The 19512-nt window shown below is 50.4% G+C and carries 18 protein-coding genes; 12 read left to right on the forward strand and 6 right to left on the reverse strand.

All coding sequences use genetic code 11. The annotated features are described in order from the left end of the window. Positions 1-41 precede the first annotated feature (41 nt). Together JYB63_RS00355 and mfd are read right to left on the reverse strand one after the other, a co-directional pair. On the reverse strand, positions 42-788 hold the full coding sequence (locus JYB63_RS00355; RefSeq protein ID WP_205655757.1) for a CsiV family protein: 747 nt from the start codon (positions 786-788) through the stop codon (positions 42-44). Further along, positions 785-4231, reverse strand: coding sequence for a transcription-repair coupling factor (gene mfd / locus JYB63_RS00360; protein ID WP_205655758.1), 3447 nt, complete (start codon positions 4229-4231; stop codon positions 785-787). Before mfd ends, JYB63_RS00355 begins: the two co-directional genes overlap by 4 nt. A 299-nt stretch (positions 4232-4530) precedes the next feature. Between mfd and JYB63_RS00365 the strand changes: the two genes are divergently transcribed. The 10 genes from JYB63_RS00365 to sthA all read left to right on the forward strand — a co-directional run bounded on the left by JYB63_RS00365 (position 4531) and on the right by sthA (position 15074). Beyond that, on the forward strand, positions 4531-5979 hold the full coding sequence (locus JYB63_RS00365) for a glyceraldehyde-3-phosphate dehydrogenase (RefSeq protein WP_205655759.1): 1449 nt from the start codon (positions 4531-4533) through the stop codon (positions 5977-5979). A 330-nt stretch (positions 5980-6309) separates the two neighbouring features. After that, on the forward strand, positions 6310-7641 hold the full coding sequence (locus JYB63_RS00370; protein WP_205655760.1) for a Na(+)-translocating NADH-quinone reductase subunit A: 1332 nt from the start codon (positions 6310-6312) through the stop codon (positions 7639-7641). 2 nt (positions 7642-7643) lie between these two features. Then, entirely contained in the window at positions 7644-8849 is a 1206-nt protein-coding gene (locus tag JYB63_RS00375) for an NADH:ubiquinone reductase (Na(+)-transporting) subunit B (protein ID WP_205655761.1), read from the forward strand. Continuing rightward, positions 8842-9621 (forward strand): Na(+)-translocating NADH-quinone reductase subunit C, encoded by a 780-nt coding sequence (locus JYB63_RS00380; RefSeq protein WP_205655762.1) that lies wholly within the window; start codon positions 8842-8844, stop codon positions 9619-9621. The genes JYB63_RS00375 and JYB63_RS00380 overlap by 8 nt, the downstream gene beginning before the upstream one ends. Positions 9622-9623: 2 nt before the next feature. Beyond that, positions 9624-10283 (forward strand): NADH:ubiquinone reductase (Na(+)-transporting) subunit D, encoded by a 660-nt coding sequence (locus JYB63_RS00385; RefSeq protein WP_205655763.1) that lies wholly within the window; start codon positions 9624-9626, stop codon positions 10281-10283. After that, entirely contained in the window at positions 10283-10891 is a 609-nt protein-coding gene (gene nqrE / locus JYB63_RS00390) for an NADH:ubiquinone reductase (Na(+)-transporting) subunit E (protein ID WP_205655764.1), read from the forward strand. The genes JYB63_RS00385 and nqrE overlap by 1 nt, the downstream gene beginning before the upstream one ends. Positions 10892-10924: 33 nt before the next feature. Next, entirely contained in the window at positions 10925-12157 is a 1233-nt protein-coding gene (gene nqrF, locus JYB63_RS00395; protein ID WP_205655765.1) for an NADH:ubiquinone reductase (Na(+)-transporting) subunit F, read from the forward strand. A 6-nt stretch (positions 12158-12163) separates the two neighbouring features. Then, positions 12164-13219, forward strand: a complete 1056-nt coding sequence (locus JYB63_RS00400) for an FAD:protein FMN transferase (protein WP_243431764.1) — start codon at positions 12164-12166, stop codon at positions 13217-13219. Positions 13220-13302: 83 nt separating this feature from the next. After that, positions 13303-13536 (forward strand): (Na+)-NQR maturation NqrM, encoded by a 234-nt coding sequence (gene nqrM / locus JYB63_RS00405; protein ID WP_205655766.1) that lies wholly within the window; start codon positions 13303-13305, stop codon positions 13534-13536. Positions 13537-13673: 137 nt separating this feature from the next. Further along, on the forward strand, positions 13674-15074 hold the full coding sequence (sthA, locus tag JYB63_RS00410; RefSeq protein WP_205655767.1) for a Si-specific NAD(P)(+) transhydrogenase: 1401 nt from the start codon (positions 13674-13676) through the stop codon (positions 15072-15074). Positions 15075-15146: 72 nt separating this feature from the next. Here sthA and JYB63_RS00415 read toward each other — a convergent pair whose 3' ends face one another. Genes JYB63_RS00415 through JYB63_RS00425 form a run of 3 tightly spaced genes read right to left on the reverse strand, consistent with a single transcriptional unit; the run spans position 15147 to position 16887 of the window. Next, a complete protein-coding gene (locus JYB63_RS00415; RefSeq protein ID WP_205657054.1) occupies positions 15147-15449 on the reverse strand; it encodes a hypothetical protein in 303 nt (100 codons plus the stop codon). Between the two features lie 11 nt (positions 15450-15460). After that, positions 15461-16306 (reverse strand): DNA replication terminus site-binding protein, encoded by an 846-nt coding sequence (locus tag JYB63_RS00420; protein ID WP_205655768.1) that lies wholly within the window; start codon positions 16304-16306, stop codon positions 15461-15463. After that, positions 16306-16887, reverse strand: a complete 582-nt coding sequence (locus tag JYB63_RS00425) for a PilZ domain-containing protein (RefSeq protein WP_205655769.1) — start codon at positions 16885-16887, stop codon at positions 16306-16308. Before JYB63_RS00425 ends, JYB63_RS00420 begins: the two co-directional genes overlap by 1 nt. Before the next feature lie 96 nt (positions 16888-16983). Between JYB63_RS00425 and JYB63_RS00430 the strand changes: the two genes are divergently transcribed. Together JYB63_RS00430 and lolD are read left to right on the forward strand one after the other, a co-directional pair. After that, a complete protein-coding gene (locus tag JYB63_RS00430) occupies positions 16984-18228 on the forward strand; it encodes a lipoprotein-releasing ABC transporter permease subunit (protein ID WP_205655770.1) in 1245 nt (414 codons plus the stop codon). Further along, positions 18221-18910, forward strand: a complete 690-nt coding sequence (gene lolD / locus JYB63_RS00435; protein WP_205655771.1) for a lipoprotein-releasing ABC transporter ATP-binding protein LolD — start codon at positions 18221-18223, stop codon at positions 18908-18910. The genes JYB63_RS00430 and lolD overlap by 8 nt, the downstream gene beginning before the upstream one ends. A gap of 36 nt (positions 18911-18946) precedes the next feature. Here lolD and JYB63_RS00440 read toward each other — a convergent pair whose 3' ends face one another. Next, entirely contained in the window at positions 18947-19471 is a 525-nt protein-coding gene (locus tag JYB63_RS00440; RefSeq protein ID WP_205655772.1) for a DUF2062 domain-containing protein, read from the reverse strand. Between the last annotated feature and the right edge of the window lie 41 nt (positions 19472-19512).

Raw genomic sequence — 19512 nt, forward strand, 5'->3', positions numbered from 1 at the left:
GTCCGCCGACAGCTGTCGGCGGAAAGTATCAGAGGGGGGGATCAGTTGCCCGGTTCGTAGCGGGTAATGTAAACAAGAATGCCCATCAGTGGGTGATCAATATAATGAACTTCATCACGACGCATGCGTCGGCCACTTTCCATCTGGGCCGTCAGAAAGTCTGCGACTATGTTGTTGGTTGGAATGTCGTTAATGATGGTGGTTTCGGGTGAATCACCAAATACAGTAGAAATAGCTGGCTGTTCCGGTTCAGTGACTGCCTCAGGAGCTGGCTGATTCATGCGGATCAGGCGCTGGCTCTGAGCGGGTGTTAGCTGGCGGTTGATAAACAGATTGTTACGGAAGTGCAGGTACCGGCCTTTATCAACAGAGATGTAGCCATCCAGCTCGTATAAGCCGTTGTCCAGAATGCTGCCACCGGTAATGCGGATTGTATGACGGCCTTTGGTGCTGCCAACCGGTTGAATCCAGGCTTCATGAAACAGTACCCGATAATCAGGGCTGTTGCTCAGTGCGGCCTGGCGGCGGGTCATGCTGAGTGAGTTGCGGCCAAGGCGGGTAAAGTAGCCGCTGCCATTTTCCCGGTAGCCAAGGCTGCGGGCATTAGGAACTTCCGGGATGCTGGTGATTTCAGGCCAGGCTTCGTCGTCCAGTGTATCGCTTCCTTCATAGCTGAATACCATGACTTCTACTTTATAGTTTGAAGTGGCTGCCCAGGCCTGGCTGGCAGCCAGTGATACTGTCAGGCTTAGGGTGATGAGAATGTGGCGTAATGTGTTACTTATCATGATTGTTTGGCCAGTTGTGTAAGCAGTTGTTCTATAAAGTTAAAACGTTGCTCTATTTTATCCATGTTCGAGGTGAACTTTAGCTGACTGGCACCTTCCAGTCGGTACTTTTGCGGGTGTTTCTGTACCATGGTGACCAGTGTGAACGGGTCGACCCTGGTGTCTGTCGCAAACTCAATACGTCCAGTTTCGCTGCCTGCATCAATTTTTACAATACCCAAGTTGTCGGCCTGAAGTTTAAGCAGGGTCTGACGGAACAGGTTCTTGCTCTGTTCAGGCAGGATGCCGAAACGGTCGATCATTTCGATCTGCAGTTCTTTGAGCTCAATGTCGTTGCGGGCATTAGCAATCCGTTTATACATGATCAGCCGGGTGTGAACGTCTGGCAGGTAGTCATCCGGTATTAGCGCCGGCAGTCTCAGATTGATTTCCACGCCCTGTTTCAGAGGCTGTTCAAGATTCGGAGTCTTGCCTTCTTTAATGGATTCAACCGCCTGTTCAAGCATTTCCATATACAAAGAGAAGCCGATGCTCTGAATCTGTCCGCTCTGGCCTTCACCCAGCAGTTCGCCGGCACCGCGGATTTCCATGTCATGGGTTGCCAGCGTGAAGCCGGCGCCAAGATCGTGGGCCGACTCGATGGCCTCGAGGCGTTTGTGTGCGTCGCTGGTCATGGCTTTTGGATGGGGGGTCATCAGGTAAGCATATGCCTGGTGATGTGACCGTCCGACACGGCCACGTAACTGGTGCAGCTGCGCAAGGCCGAATTTATCCGCCCGGTCGATAACGATGGTATTGGCATTCGGAACGTCGATGCCGGTTTCAATAATGGTGGTGCAGACCAGTACGTTATAGCGCTTGTGGTAGAAGTCAGTCATGACCTGTTCAAGTTCACGTTCACGCATCTGACCGTGACCAACGCCAACCCGGGCTTCAGGAATCATTGCGCGGATCTCTTCAGCGGTCTGTTCGATGGTTTTAACTTCGTTATGCAGGTAGTACACCTGGCCGCCACGCATAAGCTCCCGGAGAATGGCTTCTTTTTTCAGCGGTGTATCTGCCTGGCGCACAAAGGTTTTGACTGACAGGCGTTTCGCCGGTGGGGTGGCGATAATCGACAGGTCGCGGATACCGGACATTGCCATGTTCAGGGTGCGCGGGATCGGGGTGGCGGTCAGGGTCAGAATGTCCACCTGTGAACGCAGTGACTTGAGGCGTTCTTTTTGCTGCACCCCGAAGCGGTGTTCTTCATCGATGATGACCAGTCCGAGGTCGGCAAATTTAATATCGTTCTGGATCAGTTTGTGGGTACCGATAACAATATCGATTTTACCTTCTGCCATTTTATCCAGTACGGCATTGGTCTGTTTGCCGCTGCGAAAGCGCGAGATCAGTTCCACATTGACCGGCCAGTCGGCGAAGCGGTCTTTAAAGTTTTCATAGTGTTGCTGGGCAAGCAGGGTCGTAGGTACCAGTACTGCGACCTGTTTACTGCTTTGTACGGCCATGAAGGCAGCCCGCATGGCTACTTCAGTTTTACCGAAGCCAACATCACCGCATACCAGGCGGTCCATTGGCTGTTTGGCGGTCATGTCTTTGACGACCGACTGGATAGCATTGGCCTGATCGACAGTTTCTTCGAACGGGAAGGCTGCGCTGAAGCTGGCGTAGTGTTCATCCGGTGCACTGAAGCGGAAGCCTTTTCTGGCGGCGCGACGGGCGTATATATCCAGTAGTTCGGCGGCGGTATCGCGAACTTTTTCGGCGGCTTTGCGACGGGCTTTGCTCCACTGCTCGGTTCCCAGGCGGTGCAGCGGGGCCAGATCATCACCGGCACCGCTGTAACGGCTGATTAGGTGCAGGGAGGCAACCGGTACGTACAGTTTTGATTCATTGGCATATTCCAGCATCAGGAATTCTGAAGTCTGGGCATCCAGTTCCAGTGTTATCAGACCCTGATAGCGGCCGACACCATGATCGATGTGCACCACTGGTGAGCCAATGTTCAGTTCGGTCAGGTTACGGATGACCTGATCAGACTGTTCCTGGTCCCGGCTACGGCGTCTGCGCTGGAATACTTGTTGGCCAAACAGCTGGTTTTCACTGATCAGCTGAAATTTGCCGGGCAGTGACAGGCCTTTTTCGAGTGGATATATAGTGATGCAAATGGTGTCGTCCGCAGCGACAAAGGTTTCCAGGCTTTCTGTGATGACCGGTTTAATGTCGATCCGTGCCAGTAATTCCAGCAGTGCTTCCCGGCGTCCGGCGGATTCGGCACAGAACAGAATCCGTTCCTGGCAGCTGTCGAGAAATGCTTTGAGATCTGCCAGTGGCTGGCTGTGCTGGGCATTGATCGTCAGGGTTGGTGGCTCAGCGCAGCTCAGGTTGTAGCGGCCGGCTTTGTCAGTCAGGTCGTCTGTTTGTAGCTGAACCCGGCGGGCAGGCTTAAGTGTGCTGAACAGATCCTGGCTGGAAAGAAACAGTTGCTGCGGTGGTAAAATCGGTTTTTCGATGTCGTAGCGGCGTTCTTCGTAACGGTTGCCTACTTCCTGCCAGAAATGTTCTGCGTGCTGTTCAAGATCATGTTCGGCAAGCACTAAGGTGTTATTCGGCAGGTAGTCGAACAGCGTGGCGCTGTCGCCAAAAAACAGTGGGTGATAGTACTCAATACCTGGAGGCGTGATACCCGCGCTGACATCCTGATAAGTCGGGCAGTGTTTGTAGTCCACGTCAAAGGTTTCCCGCCAGTGCTGTTTAAAGGCTCTGATGGCGTCAGCATCAAACGGGAATTCTTTGGCCGGCAACAGACGAATGCTGTCTACTTTATCCAGTGAGCGCTGGGTTTCCGGGTCAAAGGTGCGCAGTGTATCTATTTCGTCATCGAAAAGGTCAATCCGGTAGGGTAGCTGGCTGCCCATCGGAAAGATGTCGATGATTGAGCCACGGATAGTAAATTCGCCGTGTTCATAAACGTTATCGCTTTGCCGGTAGCCCGCATCGGTCAGCTGATGACGCATTTTGTCGGTGTCCAACGTCTGGCCGGTATCCAGCATCAGTGCGTTACCTGCAAGAAAGCGCGGCGGCGCAATCCGGTGCATCAGTGTGCTTAACGGGACAATCAACACGCCTTTTGTCTGTTGGGGCAGGCTGTAAAGGGTGCTGATACGCTGGGATATAATGTCCTGATGAGGGGAAAAGCTGTCGTAGGGCAGGGTTTCCCAATCGGCAAACAGGAGGGGAGCAGGTGTGTTCTCCGGACTGAAGAAACGTATTTCGCTTTCCAGCCGGGTGGCGGTATCGGTGTCGTTCGTGATGCACAGCAGTAAACCGTCATGCTGGCGGGCGATATCGGCAATGAGTAATCCACGGGCGCTGCCGTAAAGGGAGCCTATGCGGCGGATATCGCCATCTTTTTCCGGTAGCTGGTATTCTGCGGCAAACACGTGCACTGATGTCCTGTTAAATCTGCTAAAAGGCTGCTTATGTTACGGTGGAATTCCAAAATGTACATATGTTGTTGTCAGCGTAGCGGAAAAGCTTTGTATTTTTACTACAAAAATTGCTGAAAACGTTTTTTTGCCGGGGTTTCATCAGAGTTGCTCAATTATGACAAGTCTACCTTTTGACGATAAAAATTCCCGATTGGTATTTGCCCGCAGCCTGAGAAAAGAGGATAATGCCGGCCAGCAAACATTGCTGCTATTTTGACTACCTTCTATATTGCCTATTTTTGGAGCAAGCCGTGAGCCAAGAACAAGTGTTAGCTGACTGGAAAGGTCGCGAAGCATTAGCTGAAGAGATGATCCCGCTGATCGGACGTCTGTACCGTGATAAAAACATTGAATCGTCTGTGTACGGTCGCCTGCTTATCAAGCGTTCAGTCGTGAATGTGTTGAAGGCCCACCGTTTTGTACGTCAGGTTGAAGATCAGGAACTGTCTGTTTTTGATACTTTCCCGGTACTTCAGGCACTGGACAAGATGGATGTAAACAGCGCTCACGTTGACGTGGGTAAGCTGGCTGTTAAATTCCGTAAGGAAGGTAACGGTGCGTCTCTGGAAGACTTCCTGGCTGAAGAGCTGGCTCCGGTAATCGGTGCTGAAGCATCTCAGGGTACTGATGTTGTGCTGTACGGTTTTGGCCGTATCGGTCGTCTGCTGGCGCGTTTGCTGATCGAACGTACCGGTGGTGGTCAGTCACTGCGTTTACGTGCAATTGTTGTACGTAAAGGTAAGGCTGCCAAAGATCTTGAGAAGCGTGCCAGCCTGCTGCGCCGTGACTCTGTGCACGGTTCTTTCCGCGGTACTATCCGTGTTGATGAAGAAAACCAGGCAATCATTGCTAACGGTAACATGATCAAGGTTATCTACTCTGACGGTCCTGATCAGGTTGATTACACCGCTCATGGTATTAACAACGCGCTGGTTCTGGATAACACCGGTATCTGGCGTGACAAAGAAGGTCTGTCTCTGCACCTGAAATCCAAGGGTGTTGCCAAGGTTGCTCTGACTGCACCGGGTAAAGGCGTTAAGAATATCGTTATGGGTGTTAACCACGGCGATATCGAAGACAGCGATACAGTTCTGTCTGCAGCTTCATGTACAACTAACGCTATTTCTCCGGTACTGAAAGCTATCGACGCTGAGTACGGCGTAACTAACGGTCACGTTGAGACTGTTCACGCGTACACCAACGACCAGAACCTGATTGATAACTACCACAAAGGTGACCGTCGCGGCCGTGCTGCGGGTCTGAACATGGTTATCACTGAGACAGGTGCGGCGAAAGCGGTATCCAAGGCGCTGCCACAGCTGGAAGGTAAGCTGACCGGTAATGCGATCCGTGTACCTACGCCAAACGTTTCTATGGCTATCCTGAACCTGAACCTGGATAAGCCGACTGATAAAGAAACGCTGAACGCGTTCCTGCGTCACCAGGCGCTGCACTCTCCACTGCAGAAGCAGATTGATTACAGCAATTCTCCTGAAGCGGTATCCAGCGACTTTGTCGGTTCCCGTGCAGCCGGTGTTGTTGATTCTCTGGCGACAATTGCTGAAGGTAACCGTTGCGTACTGTACGTTTGGTACGATAACGAGTTCGGTTACAGCTGTCAGGTTATCCGCATGGCGCACCGCATGGCTCAGTGCACATTGCCGGCATTCCCTAAGGCGACCCGTCACCCTGACGCTTAATTGTCTAAAAAATATACGAAAAACCGTCCTTTTGGGCGGTTTTTTTTGGTTTTTAATTTATATATCATTTTGGAATATATCTATTCCTTATTGATATATGAGAGTTACTCATTTCTTGATCTAAAACCGTCGTTTATAGGACGGTTTTGTAGAAAATTTACCGCCTGAACCTTATACTAGACCAGTTTTAAGGTTGGGATAGCTCCACCCGAATTCAGAGCCTGGCATACGGCTATTTTTTTGCCTGAAAAGTGAACAAATAGTTGTGCGTCAGACCCCTGATGAAGGGCCGGAGTCCTGAAAAATTATAATAGAAATTGGGTGAGGCGGATGATCAAGATCAACAAGGGTCTGGATCTACCTATAACGGGCGCGCCTGAACAGTCTGTATCTGCAGCTGTTGAGGCAAAGACCGTCGCCGTGATCGGCTTCGATTACATAGGTATGAAACCTACGATGCAGGTCAAGGCGGGAGACCGGGTTAAACTCGGTCAAGTGATCTTTACCGACAAAAAAACGGTTGGTGTTAATTACACAGCCCCTGCGGCAGGTGTGGTTAAAGCAATTAACCGTGGTGAGAAAAGGGCTTTGCAGTCTGTTGTGATCGAAGTCGATGGCGATGAAGCTGTAGAGTTTGCAAAATTTGATGCCAGTGAGCTGGCGTCAGTGACGGCGGAACAGGTTGAAGAAAACCTGGTTGCGTCTGGTCAGTGGACCGCGCTGCGGACACGACCGTTCAGTAAAGTACCGGCTCCCGGTACAAAACCATCATCAATCTTTGTGACAGCGATGGATACTAATCCGCTGGCGGCAGACCCTGCCGTGATTATCGCTGAGCAGAAAGAAGCATTCAGTCACGGTCTGACACTGCTGGGTAAGCTGGCAAAGGTTCACCTGTGTAAAGCATCAGGTGCTGATGTGCCGTCTGCTGATGGTGTTAATGTTGCCGAGTTCTCAGGTGTACATCCGGCGGGTAATGCCGGTACGCATATTCACTTCCTGGATCCGGCTTCTGAAAAGAAAACTGTCTGGACGATCGGTTACCAGGATGTCATCGCAGTCGGTAAATTGTTTACTACAGGTAAATTATTTACAGACCGTGTCGTGGCACTGGCGGGACCTCAGGTAAGTGCTCCGACTCTGTTGCGTACCCGTGTAGGCGCAGATCTGGAAGAGCTGACTGCAGGCCGTCTGGTAAGCGGTGATAACCGTGTGATCAGTGGTTCAGTCCTGAACGGCCGTAATGCCAAGGGTGCGTTTGCATACCTGGGCCGTTATGCCAACCAGGTTTCTGTGCTGCTGGAAGGCCGTGAGCGTGAGTTCATGGGCTGGGTTGCACCAGGCAGTGAGAAGTTCTCTGTCCTGAATATGTTTGCTTCGATGTTCTCGAAAGGCAAAAAGTTTGCATTCACCACAACCACTAACGGTTCTGAGCGTGCAATGTTGCCTGTAGGTCAGTTTGAAGAACTGATGCCACTGGATATCCTGCCAACTCAGTTGCTGCGTGCGCTGGTTGTCGGTGATATGGAGAACGCGATTGCGCTGGGTTGTCTGGAGCTAGATGAAGAAGATCTGGCACTGATGACGTTCGCTTGCCCTGGCAAATATGAGTATGGCCCGATCTTGCGGGATAACCTGACAACGATCGAGAAAGAGGGCTGAAGATGAGCTTACGTAATATTCTCGACAAGATGGAACCTCACTTCCATAAAGGCGGTAAGTACGAAAACTGGTACGCCCTTTATGAGGCTGCGGATACTATCTTCTACACGCCGGGTCACGTCACCAAGGCAGCTGCGCACATCCGTGATGCGGTTGACCTGAAGCGTATGATGATCCTGGTATGGATGTGTACTTTTCCAGCGATTTTAATCGGTCTTTACAATGTTGGTCTGCAGGCCAATATGGGTATGGCTGAGCTGGGTATGACCGAAGTTGAAGGTTGGCGTGGAGCAATTGCTGGCGCTCTGACCGGATTCGATGCAAACAGCATCTGGGATAACATTATCCACGGTGCGGTTTACTGGTTGCCTATCTATGCGGTTACCTTTGTTGTGGGCGGCTTCTGGGAAGTCCTGTTCGCCATGAAGCGTGGCCATGAAGTAAATGAAGGTTTCTTCGTAACTTCTATTCTGTTTTCCTTGATTCTGCCAGCAACTATCCCGCTGTGGCAGGTTGCTCTGGGTATTTCTTTCGGTGTTGTTATCGGTAAGGAAGTATTCGGCGGCACAGGTAAAAACTTCCTGAACCCTGCACTGACTGGCCGTGCATTCCTGTTCTTCGCATATCCTGCGCAGATGTCAGGTGATGCAATCTGGACTGCAGTTGACGGTTTCTCCGGCGCTACCCCTCTGGGTCTGGCTGCACTGGGTGGCGTTGATGCGATCATGGCACAGGGTGTTAGCTGGATGGATGCCTTCCTGGGCTTCATTCCGGGTTCTGTTGGTGAAACGTCTACCCTGGCAATTCTGATTGGCGGTGCGGTTATTCTGTTCGCCCGTATTGCGGCCTGGCGCATTGTTGCCGGTGTCTTCCTGGGTATGGTTGCAACCTCTACGCTGCTGAACGTGATCGGTTCTGATTCGAACCCAATGTTCGCGATGCCTTTCTACTGGCACTTCGTACTGGGTGGTTTCGCCTTCGGTATGATGTTCATGGCTACAGATCCTGTATCTTCTTCCATGACTAACGTGGGTAAGTGGTACTTTGGTGCGCTGGTGGGCATCATGGTTGTACTGATCCGTGTAGTTAACCCTGCGTTCCCGGAAGGTATGATGCTGGCGATTCTGTTCGCTAACCTTTTTGCGCCGCTGATCGATAACTTCGTCATGCAGGCTAACATCAAGCGGAGGATTGCACGCAATGGCTAGTAATAACGATACCATTGGTAAGACGCTTACCGTTGCCGTTTCGCTGTGTGTGGTCTGTTCGATCATTGTATCTGCGGCGGCTGTTATGTTGCGTCCTGCTCAGCAGGCCAACAAAGACCTTGACCGTAAATCCAACATCCTGGCAGCTGCCGGTATCTCTGACAGCAGCAAATCGGTAGATGAACTGTTCGAGCAGATTTCTACCCGCATGCTGGATATGGAAACCGGCAAGTTCACCGATGCTGTTGAGGCTGAAGGTTACGATGCCCGTCAGGCAGCTAAAGATCCGTCTCAGTCTATTCAGCTGACCGCTGATCAGGATATCGCCAGTATTCGCCGTCAGGCCCGCTATATGCCGGTTTACATGGTTGAAAACCAGGGCGAGATTGAGAAATTGATTCTGCCGATTCACGGCTATGGCCTGTGGTCTACACTGTACGGTTTCATCTCTCTTGAAGGTGACCTGAACACCGTTGGTGGTTTTGGCTTCTATGAGCACGCTGAAACACCGGGTCTGGGTGGTGAAGTAGATAATCCTGTCTGGAAGAGTCTGTGGCAGGGTAAGTCTGTTTATGCAGAAGGTTCTTACACCCCTAAACTTGCTGTGATCAAGGGTAAGGTTGGTGCCGGTACCGCTGATGCAGAGTACAAGGTCGACGGACTTTCCGGTGCGACTCTGACCAGCGTAGGTGTGTCGAATCTGGTGCAGTTCTGGATGGGCGAGAATGGTTATGCACCATTCCTGGCTAATCTGAAAGCGGGAGGTGCTTAAGCATGTCTAAGACGAATGAAGTGGTTATAACACCAATCTTCAAGAACAACCCGATTGCTTTGCAGATTCTGGGTGTATGTTCTGCCCTGGCGGTAACCAGCAGCATGTCTGTTACCGTGGTTATGTGTCTGGCACTGACCAGTGTAACAGCGTTTTCTAACCTGTTTATTTCCAGTATCCGTAACCATGTACCCGGTAACATCCGTATTATCGTACAGATGACCATCATTGCCTCTCTGGTAATCGTGGTTGACCAGGTACTGAAGGCATTTGCCTATGAGATTTCCAAGCAGCTGTCGGTATTCGTTGGTCTGATTATTACCAACTGTATCGTAATGGGCCGTGCGGAAGCCTTTGCTATGAAGAACCCTCCGGGCATTTCGTTCCTGGACGGTATCGGTAATGGTCTGGGTTATTCTGTGGTTCTGCTGAGTGTTGGTTTCGTCCGTGAACTGTTCGGGTCCGGTAAGCTGTTTGGCATTGAGATTCTGCCACTGGTTACCGATGGCGGCTGGTACTACAGCAATGGTCTGTTGCTGTTGCCACCAAGCGCCTTCTTCCTGATCGGTATTTTCATCTGGATTCTGCGTACTGCGTATCCTGACCAGGTTGAAAAGCCAGAGTTCGAAATGGCGCCTAACACTAAGAAGGAGGCAGCGTAATGGAACATTATATTAGCCTGCTGGTTAAAGCCATTTTCGTTGAGAACATGGCGCTGGCCTTCTTCCTGGGTATGTGTACATTCCTGGCGATTTCCAAGAAGGTACAGACAGCAATTGGTCTGGGTATCGCGGTAATTGTTGTACTGACAATTACAGTGCCGGTAAACAACCTGATTTATAACTACCTGCTGAAAGACGGCGCGCTGGCGTGGGCCGGTATGCCGGATGTGGATCTGAGCTTCTTGGGTCTGATCTCGTACATCGGTGTAATTGCAGCGATGGTACAGGTCCTGGAGATGTTCCTGGATAAGTATGTACCGGCGCTGTATAACGCACTGGGCGTATTCCTGCCGCTGATTACTGTAAACTGTGCAATCCTTGGTGCTGCACTGTTCATGGTAGAGCGTGACTACAACTTCGGTGAAAGTGTGGTTTACGGTGCAGGTGCAGGTGTCGGCTGGGCGCTGGCAATTGCGACGCTGGCAGGTATCCGTGAGAAGTTGCGTTATAGCGATGTACCGCATGGTCTGCGTGGTCTGGGTATCACCTTCATTACTGTTGGTCTGATGTCTCTTGGCTTCATGTCTTTCTCAGGTGTTCAGCTTTAACAGGCTGCATGAACAACGAAAGGAATTAATGCGATGAATGCAGAAATTATTCTTGGTGTTGTCATGTTTACCGCAGTGGTGCTTGCACTGGTTGCGGTAATCCTGGCAGCCCGTGCCAAGCTGGTAAACAGCGGTAATGTGACCATCGAAATTAACGGTGATCCGGAAAAGACAATTCAGGTGCCAGCAGGTGATAAGCTGCTGCAAACACTGGCGGGTCAGGGTGTATTCCTGGCATCAGCCTGTGGTGGTGGCGGTACCTGTGCACAGTGCTCATGTATTGTTGAAGAAGGTGGCGGCGGTATGCTGCCAACTGAAGAACCTCACTTCACTAAAGGCCAGGCCCGTGAAGGCTGGCGTCTGTCATGTCAGGTTGCTGTTAAGCAGGACATGAAGATTGAAGTTGAAGATGACGTCTTCGGTGTTAAGAAGTGGGAATGTACAGTTGATTCTAACCCGAACGTTGCAACGTTCATCAAAGAGCTGACTCTGCGTCTGCCTGAAGGTGAAAACGTTGACTTCCGTGCCGGTGGTTATGTACAGCTGGAATGTCCTCCGCACGAAGTACACTACAAGGATTTTGATATCCAGGAAGAGTACCGTGAAGACTGGGACCGTTTCGACCAGTGGCGCTATGTGTCTAAGGTTGATGAAACCACTATCCGTGCTTACTCCATGGCTAACTATCCGGAAGAGAAGGGTATTGTTAAGTTCAATATCCGTATCGCGTCTCCACCTCCTGGTGGTCCGGAAGGTATTCCGCCGGGTAAGATGTCTTCTTACGTGTTCAGCCTTAAAGAAGGTGACAAGATCAATGTATACGGTCCGTTTGGTGAGTTCTTCGCCAAGGATACCGATGCAGAGATGGTGTTCATCGGTGGTGGTGCAGGTATGGCGCCTATGCGTTCCCATATCTTTGACCAGCTGAAGCGTCTGCACTCTACCCGTAAGATGTCTTTCTGGTACGGTGCCCGTAGTCTGCGTGAAGCTTTCTACAATGAAGAGTACGATGCACTGGCTGCTGAAAACGATAACTTCGTTTGGCACCTGGCGCTGTCTGACCCTCAGCCAGAAGATAACTGGGAAGGTTATACCGGTTTCATCCATAACGTACTGTATGAAAACTATCTGCGGGATCATGAAGCCCCTGAAGATTGTGAGTACTACATGTGTGGACCGCCAATGATGAACTCAGCGGTTATCAAAATGCTGGAAGATCTGGGTGTTGAGCCTGAGAACATCCTGCTTGATGACTTCGGTGGATAAGCATTAATGATGCACGATTATCATAAGGTAATCATACGGCTGGCAGCTTCGCTGCTGGCCGTTTTGTTTTTAACTGCCTGTGAAAAAACGCCTCAGCCAGAGGTGGTTGGTTTTACCGGCGGTACGATGGGTACCAGCTACAGTGTTAAATGGCTGGCGGCTGACAGTGCTGGCTCTGATCAGGTTATCAAGCAAACTGCAGCACTGAGCAGTGCGGCTGAAGCAATGCTGGCAGATGTGAATCAGTCGATGTCGACGTATATTGCTGATTCTGAGCTGTCATTGTTAAACCGGGCTTCGGGCACGGTGACACAGCAACTGTCTGAACCGTTATTCCAAGTGCTGGAATTGTCCCAGCAGATCAGCCATGGCAGTAATGGTGCATTTGATGTCACCGTTGGGCCGCTGGTTAATTTGTGGGGTTTTGGCCCGGATGGTCGGGTAACGAAAGCGCCATCACCGGCTGATATTCAGGCGTTACGGCAGAGCATTGGTTATCAGAAAGTGAAGCTTGACGCTGAGCGTTCAACGGTAGAGCGTGCTGAAGGGGTGTATATTGACCTGTCAGCAGTGGCGAAAGGTTATGGTGTTGATCGGCTGGCTGAGCTGATGGAATCTCACGGTATCACTGATTATCTGGTTGAAATCGGTGGTGAGTTACGGGCCAGTGGATTAAAGCTCAATGATGAGCCCTGGCTGATTGCCATTGAGAGCCCTGTTTCCGGTAAGCGGGCGATTCAGCGAATTATTGCTGTTAATGATGTGGCAGTCGCAACGTCCGGTGATTACCGAAATTATTTTGAGGAAAACGGTATCCGTTTTTCGCATACAATAGATCCTGCAACAGGCCGGCCGATCAGTCATAAACTGGCGTCGGTTACAGTGTTGCGTCCTACCTGTGCCGAAGCGGATGCACTGGCAACTGCGTTTACGGTCATGGGTGAGGAAAAGGCTTACGAATATGCGATAGCCAATGGCATTGAGGCCATGTTTATCGTGAAAAGTGATACTGGTTTTGTTGAGAAACAAACCCCGGGATTTGCTGCTTATTTAGTAGAGTGATCCTGGTCAGTGTCAGATGTTATGAAGTTAAGTACAATGCGTGCTGCAGTAGACAAGCGCGTATCTATTTCAGGTGAGTGAAAATGACTGAATTGATTTTTGCCATAGTGATAATGTTGTTGCTGGTTGCCGGAATGGCAATTGGTGTAATTCTCAAAGGTAAGCCTATCACCGGTTCCTGTGGTGGTATGAGTGCGCTGGGCATGGATACTGCCTGTGATGTATGCGGTGGTAATCAGGAAATCTGTGAGACTGAACAGCAGAAGAAGCAGTCTGCCTCTGCTGACGCGGCTGATCTGGGTTACCAGGCTAAGTAAACCGTCATCATCACGAAGCTTTTATGTCGCAGTTAGTGTGTCAGGGTTTAGCTCTGACAGGTTTTGCCGTAGCATAAGCTAACTTGTTGTTAAGTATTAATTTACGGTGTTGAAGTAAATCAGAATAGGGGAATGTAATGGCTGTATATGACTACGATGTCATTGTAATAGGCTCAGGTCCTGCCGGCGAAGGTGCGGCGATGAACTCCGCAAAAAAAGGACGCCGGGTAGCGGTTATTGAAGTACAGGATTCTGTGGGTGGTAACTGTACTCACAAGGGTACTATTCCTTCTAAAGCGTTGCGTCACTCTGTTAAACAGATCATTGAATTCAACACCAACCCGATGTTCCGTGATATCGGTGAGCCACGCTGGTTCTCTTTCCCTAAGGTACTTAAGCGTGCTGAGAAGGTTATCTCTAACCAGGTAATGATGCGGACCAACTTTTATGCCCGTAACCGGGTAGATCTGTTCTTTGGTCAGGCAGAGTTTGAAGACAAGAATACTGTTCTGGTGAAGGGAACTGTGAAGGGTGATGAGCGCCTGCGTGCCAAGAATGTGGTAATTGCCACCGGTTCACGTCCTTATTCACCGACGGATATTGATTTCAGCCATCCTCGGATTTACAACAGCGATACTGTTCTGAATCTGGAGCACACTCCCAAGACAATGATCATTTACGGTGCCGGCGTAATCGGTTCTGAATATGCATCTATCTTCAGTGGCCTGGGTGTAAAGGTTGACCTGATTGATTCCCAGAGTCGTCTGCTGTCCTTCCTGGATGCAGAAATTTCTGACAGCCTGAGCTATCACTTGCGTAACAGCGCGGTGAAGATCCGTCATAATGAAACCTATGAAACAGTTGAAGCGGACGAGCGCGGTGTAACGCTGACGCTGCAATCCGGTAAGAAAGTCCGTGCGGATGCGTTCCTGTGGTGTAACGGCCGTACCGGCAACACTGACATGCTGAAGCTGGAAAATATCGGTCTTCAGGCAAACGGCCGTGGTCAGATTAAGGTTGATGAGTTCTATCGCACCGAGTGTGAAGGCATTTATGCCTGTGGTGACGTCATTGGCTGGCCGGCGCTGGCTTCAGCGGCGATTGATCAGGGGCGTTCTGCATCTTCTGATATGCTGGATGCGGATGACTTCCGTTTCATCAACGACGTGCCAACCGGTATTTATACCATTCCTGAAATCAGCTCAATCGGTAAAACGGAAGAGCAGCTGACGGAAGAGAAAGTACCTTATGATGTTGGGCAGGCATTCTTTAAAGATACCGCCCGTGCCCAGATTTCCGGCGAGCCTGTTGGTATGCTGAAAATTCTGTTCCACCGGGAAACCCTGCAGATTCTGGGTATTCACTGTTTCGGTGACCAGTCGTCTGAGATCGTACACATCGGTCAGGCGATCATGAATCAGAAAGGCGAAGCAAACACGATTAACTACTTCGTGAATACTACCTTTAACTACCCAACCATGGCTGAAGCCTACCGTGTAGCGGCTATTGCTGGTCTGAACCGGGTGGCGAATCTGTAATTTTGCAGGTCTTGCAGTATAAAAAAAACACGCCTTCTGGCGTGTTTTTTTGTATCCGGGTTTAGAAAAAGATCAGTTACTTTTTTCTGTATCGTCTTCTTTCTTATAGAAGCTGTCTTCGTAATAAATACCTTTGATCGCCAGTCGGCGTTCCAGAAAGCGGTTGTAGTATTTCCAAAGCAGAAAGGCCGGGGTCATGCTGACCATGATGCCTACCATCAGCGCAGAACCGGTATATTCTTCATCAACCAGGCTGGTCGCCCATTCCAGAAAGCCTGATGCGTCGATAATCAGGTAATACGCGCCGAGGCCGGTCAGGCCCAGTGCCACGCCAATATGGTGCAGCATTTTTTGCCGCTTTTCAGGTTTAGTCATGGTATATCAGATCAGTTGATGTATTTGTGGACACGCAGGCTGGGCAGGAATGGTACAGGATCAATTTTAAGGTCGCTGCGCAAACTGCGGCTGCGTTGTTCAGGGGGAGATGATAGCGGTTGGTTATGCTCGGGTAAAGTTTCCCCGGGCTGAAGGGGAATCAGCATAGGTAAAGATACGTTTTGCGCTTTACGGATCATCTGATCATTTTGTTTCCAGAGCAGATTGGCTCGCATCACCGGTACCTGCGACTGTAGCTGAGCCAGCATATCGCCGGGCATCAGGTGTCCCAGTGCATCAATCTGCATCTGGATGTGTGTCTGGCTGGTATCCATTTTCTGTAAACGCTGCAATGCCTGCTCCGGCGTCAGCTGTTTAATGCTCCGGCCGCTGGTATACCAGCTGAAGCCAATCTTGACCGGTCTGCCTTCGATGATGGGGATCTGCCGGTAACACTGCCGCAGATGTATTCTTGAATAGCCGTGATGCTGAAGCGTTTCGGCCAGCAGAGATTCCCGCCGGGTAAGTTGATTCTGTAAATCACTGTCCTGGCTCAGCCGGTGGTGGGTGGCCAGCGTCTGAAAAGCCTGTTTAGCGGCATTGACGCTAAGGGCTTTTTCAATCAGTGATTTGTCAGCCCCGATTAGGCCGTGCTGGGTACGTGTGACCCTGCCATCCTGGCCGTCCCGGTACCAGATATCGTTAAATAATGCTGCACAGCTGGGCAGGTCGCAGATCTGTTCGTCAGGTAGCCAGAAGGGAAGTTTGCTGTGGCAGAGTTGTGCGGAAAAAGCATTCAGGCGCCGGAGCAGGGTGTCCAGCGCTTCTATTAATTCGTAGGCAGGTGTCTGAGCCATCAGTCCAGATCGATGTTGCCCTGCAGCTGCAGTTCCTTGGATTGCAGTGCAATAATGTGGCGGGCAATGATCATACGGCTGCTTTCCGGCATACGGCAGAACTGAATACCGACATTGCTGCTGTCTGAGCCATCTTCATTGGCGGTTGAATAGAGTACTTTGCCGTAAAGTAGCAGGCCGATGCAGGCTTCCTGAAAAACCAGCTTAAGGGCCAGGTATTCGCCGCTGCTGACCTGGCGATGTGTGTCAAAACTCAGTCCGCCTTCGCTCAAGTTGATTTCCTGAGTTTTAATGTCGTCAAATTCCACACCGTGACTGGCGATTGTTTTGGCAATTGCATCGATCTTATTGGTGGTGACTTCCAGAAAAGTCCCCATGGTTGGATCTTTTTGTGCAATTTTGCGCAACAAATGAGTTGTATCGGTGTCAAGTTCCTGTAGCTGACTTAACAGAGTAAAGAAAGGCGAGACCTTAAACTGCGTTGGCAGAGAGCTGGCCTGCATTTCCTGTTCGCTGATAACTTGAAAATCCAGGGATACGTTCTCGCTGATACGATAGTACTCACGGCGTTCGGGATTCAAAGCATGCTCCTGAGCAAGTTAATACAAGTTTGAGTATAGCGAATATTATTCTGATTTTGTTAGAGAATTTTTCGAGTCTATGATTTAATCCGAGCCATGTTTAGACCATTTTCTATTTATGTAGGTTTGCGCTACACCGCAGCCAAACGCAGCAATCATTTTATTTCCTTCATTTCATTGGTTTCTATGCTCGGGCTGACACTTGGTGTCGCAGCGCTGATCCTTGTTTTGTCGGTTATGAATGGTTTTGACCGTGAACTTAAAGGCCGTATTTTAGGGATGGTGCCTCATGCCACTATTACCGATTATGGCCAGCCTCTGCTTGACTGGGAAACACTGGCCAGTCAGGTTGAACAGGAGCCGGATGTTAAGGGTACCGCACCCTTTATTCAGGCGCAGGGTATGCTGACAAACCGTGGTGTGGTTCGCGGTGTTGTGATCAACGGTATTAATCCTGAGCTGGAACAGAAAGTTTCTATTATCGATGATCATATGAAAGCGGGCAGTCTGGATGCTCTGCAGCCGCGTAAATATGGCATTGTGCTGGGGGCTTTACTGGCTCGCTCAATGGGCGCATCCATTGGTGACAAGGTGACGGTGGTTCTGCCAGAGGCGTCTATCAGTGTGGCCGGTGTTGTTCCCCGCTTAAAGCGTTTTGAGGTTGTCGGTTTATTTGAAGTAGGTGCTGAGCTGGATGCCAGCCTGGCATATATTCATATTGATGATGCTGCACGTATTAAGCGAATTGCGGAAGGTGTGGATGGTCTGCGCCTGGAGTTTACGGATCTGTTTGATGCGCCGCGGCGGATGACTCAGATCGTTTCAGCGACAGGTAACTATTACCGTGCCAGTGACTGGACCCGGACCCACGGAAACCTGTTCCAGGCGATTCAGCTGGAAAAGCGTATGATCGGTCTGCTGCTGTTTCTGATTGTTTTTGTAGCGGCGTTTAACATTGTGTCGACATTAGTAATGGTGGTGACTGACAAGAAGGCTGACATTGCTATCCTGCGTACGCTGGGCGCAACGCCTGGCCGGATTATGCGAATATTTATGGTGCAGGGCACAGTGATCGGTGTTATCGGCACGCTGCTGGGGACTGCTCTGGGTGTTTTGCTGGCCCTGACCGTGACGGATCTGGTGGCATGGGTTGAACGAACCTTTGGTATTCAGTTCCTCAGTGCTGATGTTTACTTTATCAGTTATTTGCCTTCACAACTTCAGATGAGTGATGTCTGGGTGATTGTGACGACAGCTTTATCAATCAGCTTCCTGGCGACCTTATATCCGGCGTACCGGGCTTCAAAAACTCAACCTGCGGAGGCGCTGCGTTATGAATAATCCGGCGGATCTGGTTCTGCAGTGTGTATCGGTTAAGAAGGTCTATGGTGACGGCGACGCACAGGTAGAGGTTCTGAAAGATGTCAATCTGGATGTGGCTAAAGGCGAGCAGCTGGCTATTATCGGTACCTCAGGTTCCGGTAAAAGTACTCTCCTGAACTTGCTGGGTGGACTGGATGTTCCCACTTCAGGTGAGGTGAAGGTCGCTAATAAGCCACTGTATCTGATTAATGAAAAACAGCGGGCAGAGTTGCGAAATAATGCGCTGGGCTTTGTTTATCAGTTTCATCATTTGCTGCCGGAATTTAATGCGCTGGAAAATGTTGCCATGCCGCTGCTGATTCGCGGCGAGCCAATCAGCAGTATTAAAACCAAAGCCAGAGAGTTGTTGGTGGCTGTGGGTCTTGAGCATCGTATCGAACACAAACCTTCCATGCTCAGTGGTGGTGAGCGTCAGCGGGTAGCGATTGCCCGGGCGCTGGTCGCGAACCCAGCCTGTGTGCTGATGGATGAGCCGACTGGTAACCTGGACCGTAATACTGCTGAAGATATTCAGGCACTGATGCAGCGGTTGAATGAAGAGCTGGAAACTTCCTTTGTGGTGGTAACGCACGATCCTCAGCTGGCGCATAAACAAGGCCGAGTGCTGGAGTTACGAGACGGTTGTTTACAGCCGGTATAAAGTTAAAAAAGCCGCGTTTATCGCGGCTTTTTTATATCAGGGCTTCTTATTGTTGTTCTTGCGACGGTGTTTCCAGCTGCGGTTTACCTGCCAAACCCAGAATGCCTGCATTAGAAAATAACCCAGAATGCCGGCAACAATGCCACAAATGACAGAACCAAGCAGCAGTGGTTGCCATATGTGGTTCAGGCCACTCGACAGCCAGTCCACACTGAGTTCAAACTCAATTGCCTGCGCCGGTAAATCCATTAGCCAGACACCTACCAGATAAGCAAAGTAGAAAATCGGCGGCATGGTGATCGGGTTGGTGATCCAGACTAGGCCGACAGATATAGGCAAATTACTGCGTACGAAAAGCGCTAAAACCGCGGCAACAAGCATCTGGGCAGGGATCGGCAGAAAGGCGCAGAAAAGCCCGACCATGAATGCCCTGCAGACTGACTTGCGTGTCAGGTGCCACAGGTTAGGGTTGTGTATGTGATTACCCAGCCAGCTAAGATGCCGGTTTTGCTTGAGCTTTGCCTCGTCGGGCATGTACTTGCGAATTAATTTGCGCGGCATTCGTGACGCACTTATATTGTCGAATGGGAGCGTCATTATGC

The sequence above is a fragment of the Aliamphritea spongicola genome, assembly GCF_017051665.1.
Lineage (GTDB): Bacteria > Pseudomonadota > Gammaproteobacteria > Pseudomonadales > Balneatricaceae > Amphritea > Amphritea spongicola.

Bases quoted from the DNA above. Each gene is read 5' to 3' on its own strand.
- JYB63_RS00440 (WP_205655772.1), bottom strand. From the start codon at position 19,471: ATGCCGCGCAAATTAATTCGCAAGTACATGCCCGACGAGGCAAAGCTC.
- JYB63_RS00400 (WP_243431764.1), top strand. From the start codon at position 12,164: ATGATGCACGATTATCATAAGGTAATCATACGGCTGGCAGCTTCGCTG.
- JYB63_RS00430 (WP_205655770.1), top strand. From the start codon at position 16,984: ATGTTTAGACCATTTTCTATTTATGTAGGTTTGCGCTACACCGCAGCC.
- JYB63_RS00355 (WP_205655757.1), bottom strand. From the start codon at position 788: ATGATAAGTAACACATTACGCCACATTCTCATCACCCTAAGCCTGACA.
- sthA (WP_205655767.1), top strand. From the start codon at position 13,674: ATGGCTGTATATGACTACGATGTCATTGTAATAGGCTCAGGTCCTGCC.
- nqrM (WP_205655766.1), top strand. From the start codon at position 13,303: ATGACTGAATTGATTTTTGCCATAGTGATAATGTTGTTGCTGGTTGCC.
- JYB63_RS00385 (WP_205655763.1), top strand. From the start codon at position 9,624: ATGTCTAAGACGAATGAAGTGGTTATAACACCAATCTTCAAGAACAAC.
- JYB63_RS00370 (WP_205655760.1), top strand. From the start codon at position 6,310: ATGATCAAGATCAACAAGGGTCTGGATCTACCTATAACGGGCGCGCCT.
- nqrE (WP_205655764.1), top strand. From the start codon at position 10,283: ATGGAACATTATATTAGCCTGCTGGTTAAAGCCATTTTCGTTGAGAAC.
- JYB63_RS00380 (WP_205655762.1), top strand. From the start codon at position 8,842: ATGGCTAGTAATAACGATACCATTGGTAAGACGCTTACCGTTGCCGTT.
- JYB63_RS00420 (WP_205655768.1), bottom strand. From the start codon at position 16,306: ATGGCTCAGACACCTGCCTACGAATTAATAGAAGCGCTGGACACCCTG.
- lolD (WP_205655771.1), top strand. From the start codon at position 18,221: ATGAATAATCCGGCGGATCTGGTTCTGCAGTGTGTATCGGTTAAGAAG.
- JYB63_RS00375 (WP_205655761.1), top strand. From the start codon at position 7,644: ATGAGCTTACGTAATATTCTCGACAAGATGGAACCTCACTTCCATAAA.
- JYB63_RS00415 (WP_205657054.1), bottom strand. From the start codon at position 15,449: ATGACTAAACCTGAAAAGCGGCAAAAAATGCTGCACCATATTGGCGTG.
- nqrF (WP_205655765.1), top strand. From the start codon at position 10,925: ATGAATGCAGAAATTATTCTTGGTGTTGTCATGTTTACCGCAGTGGTG.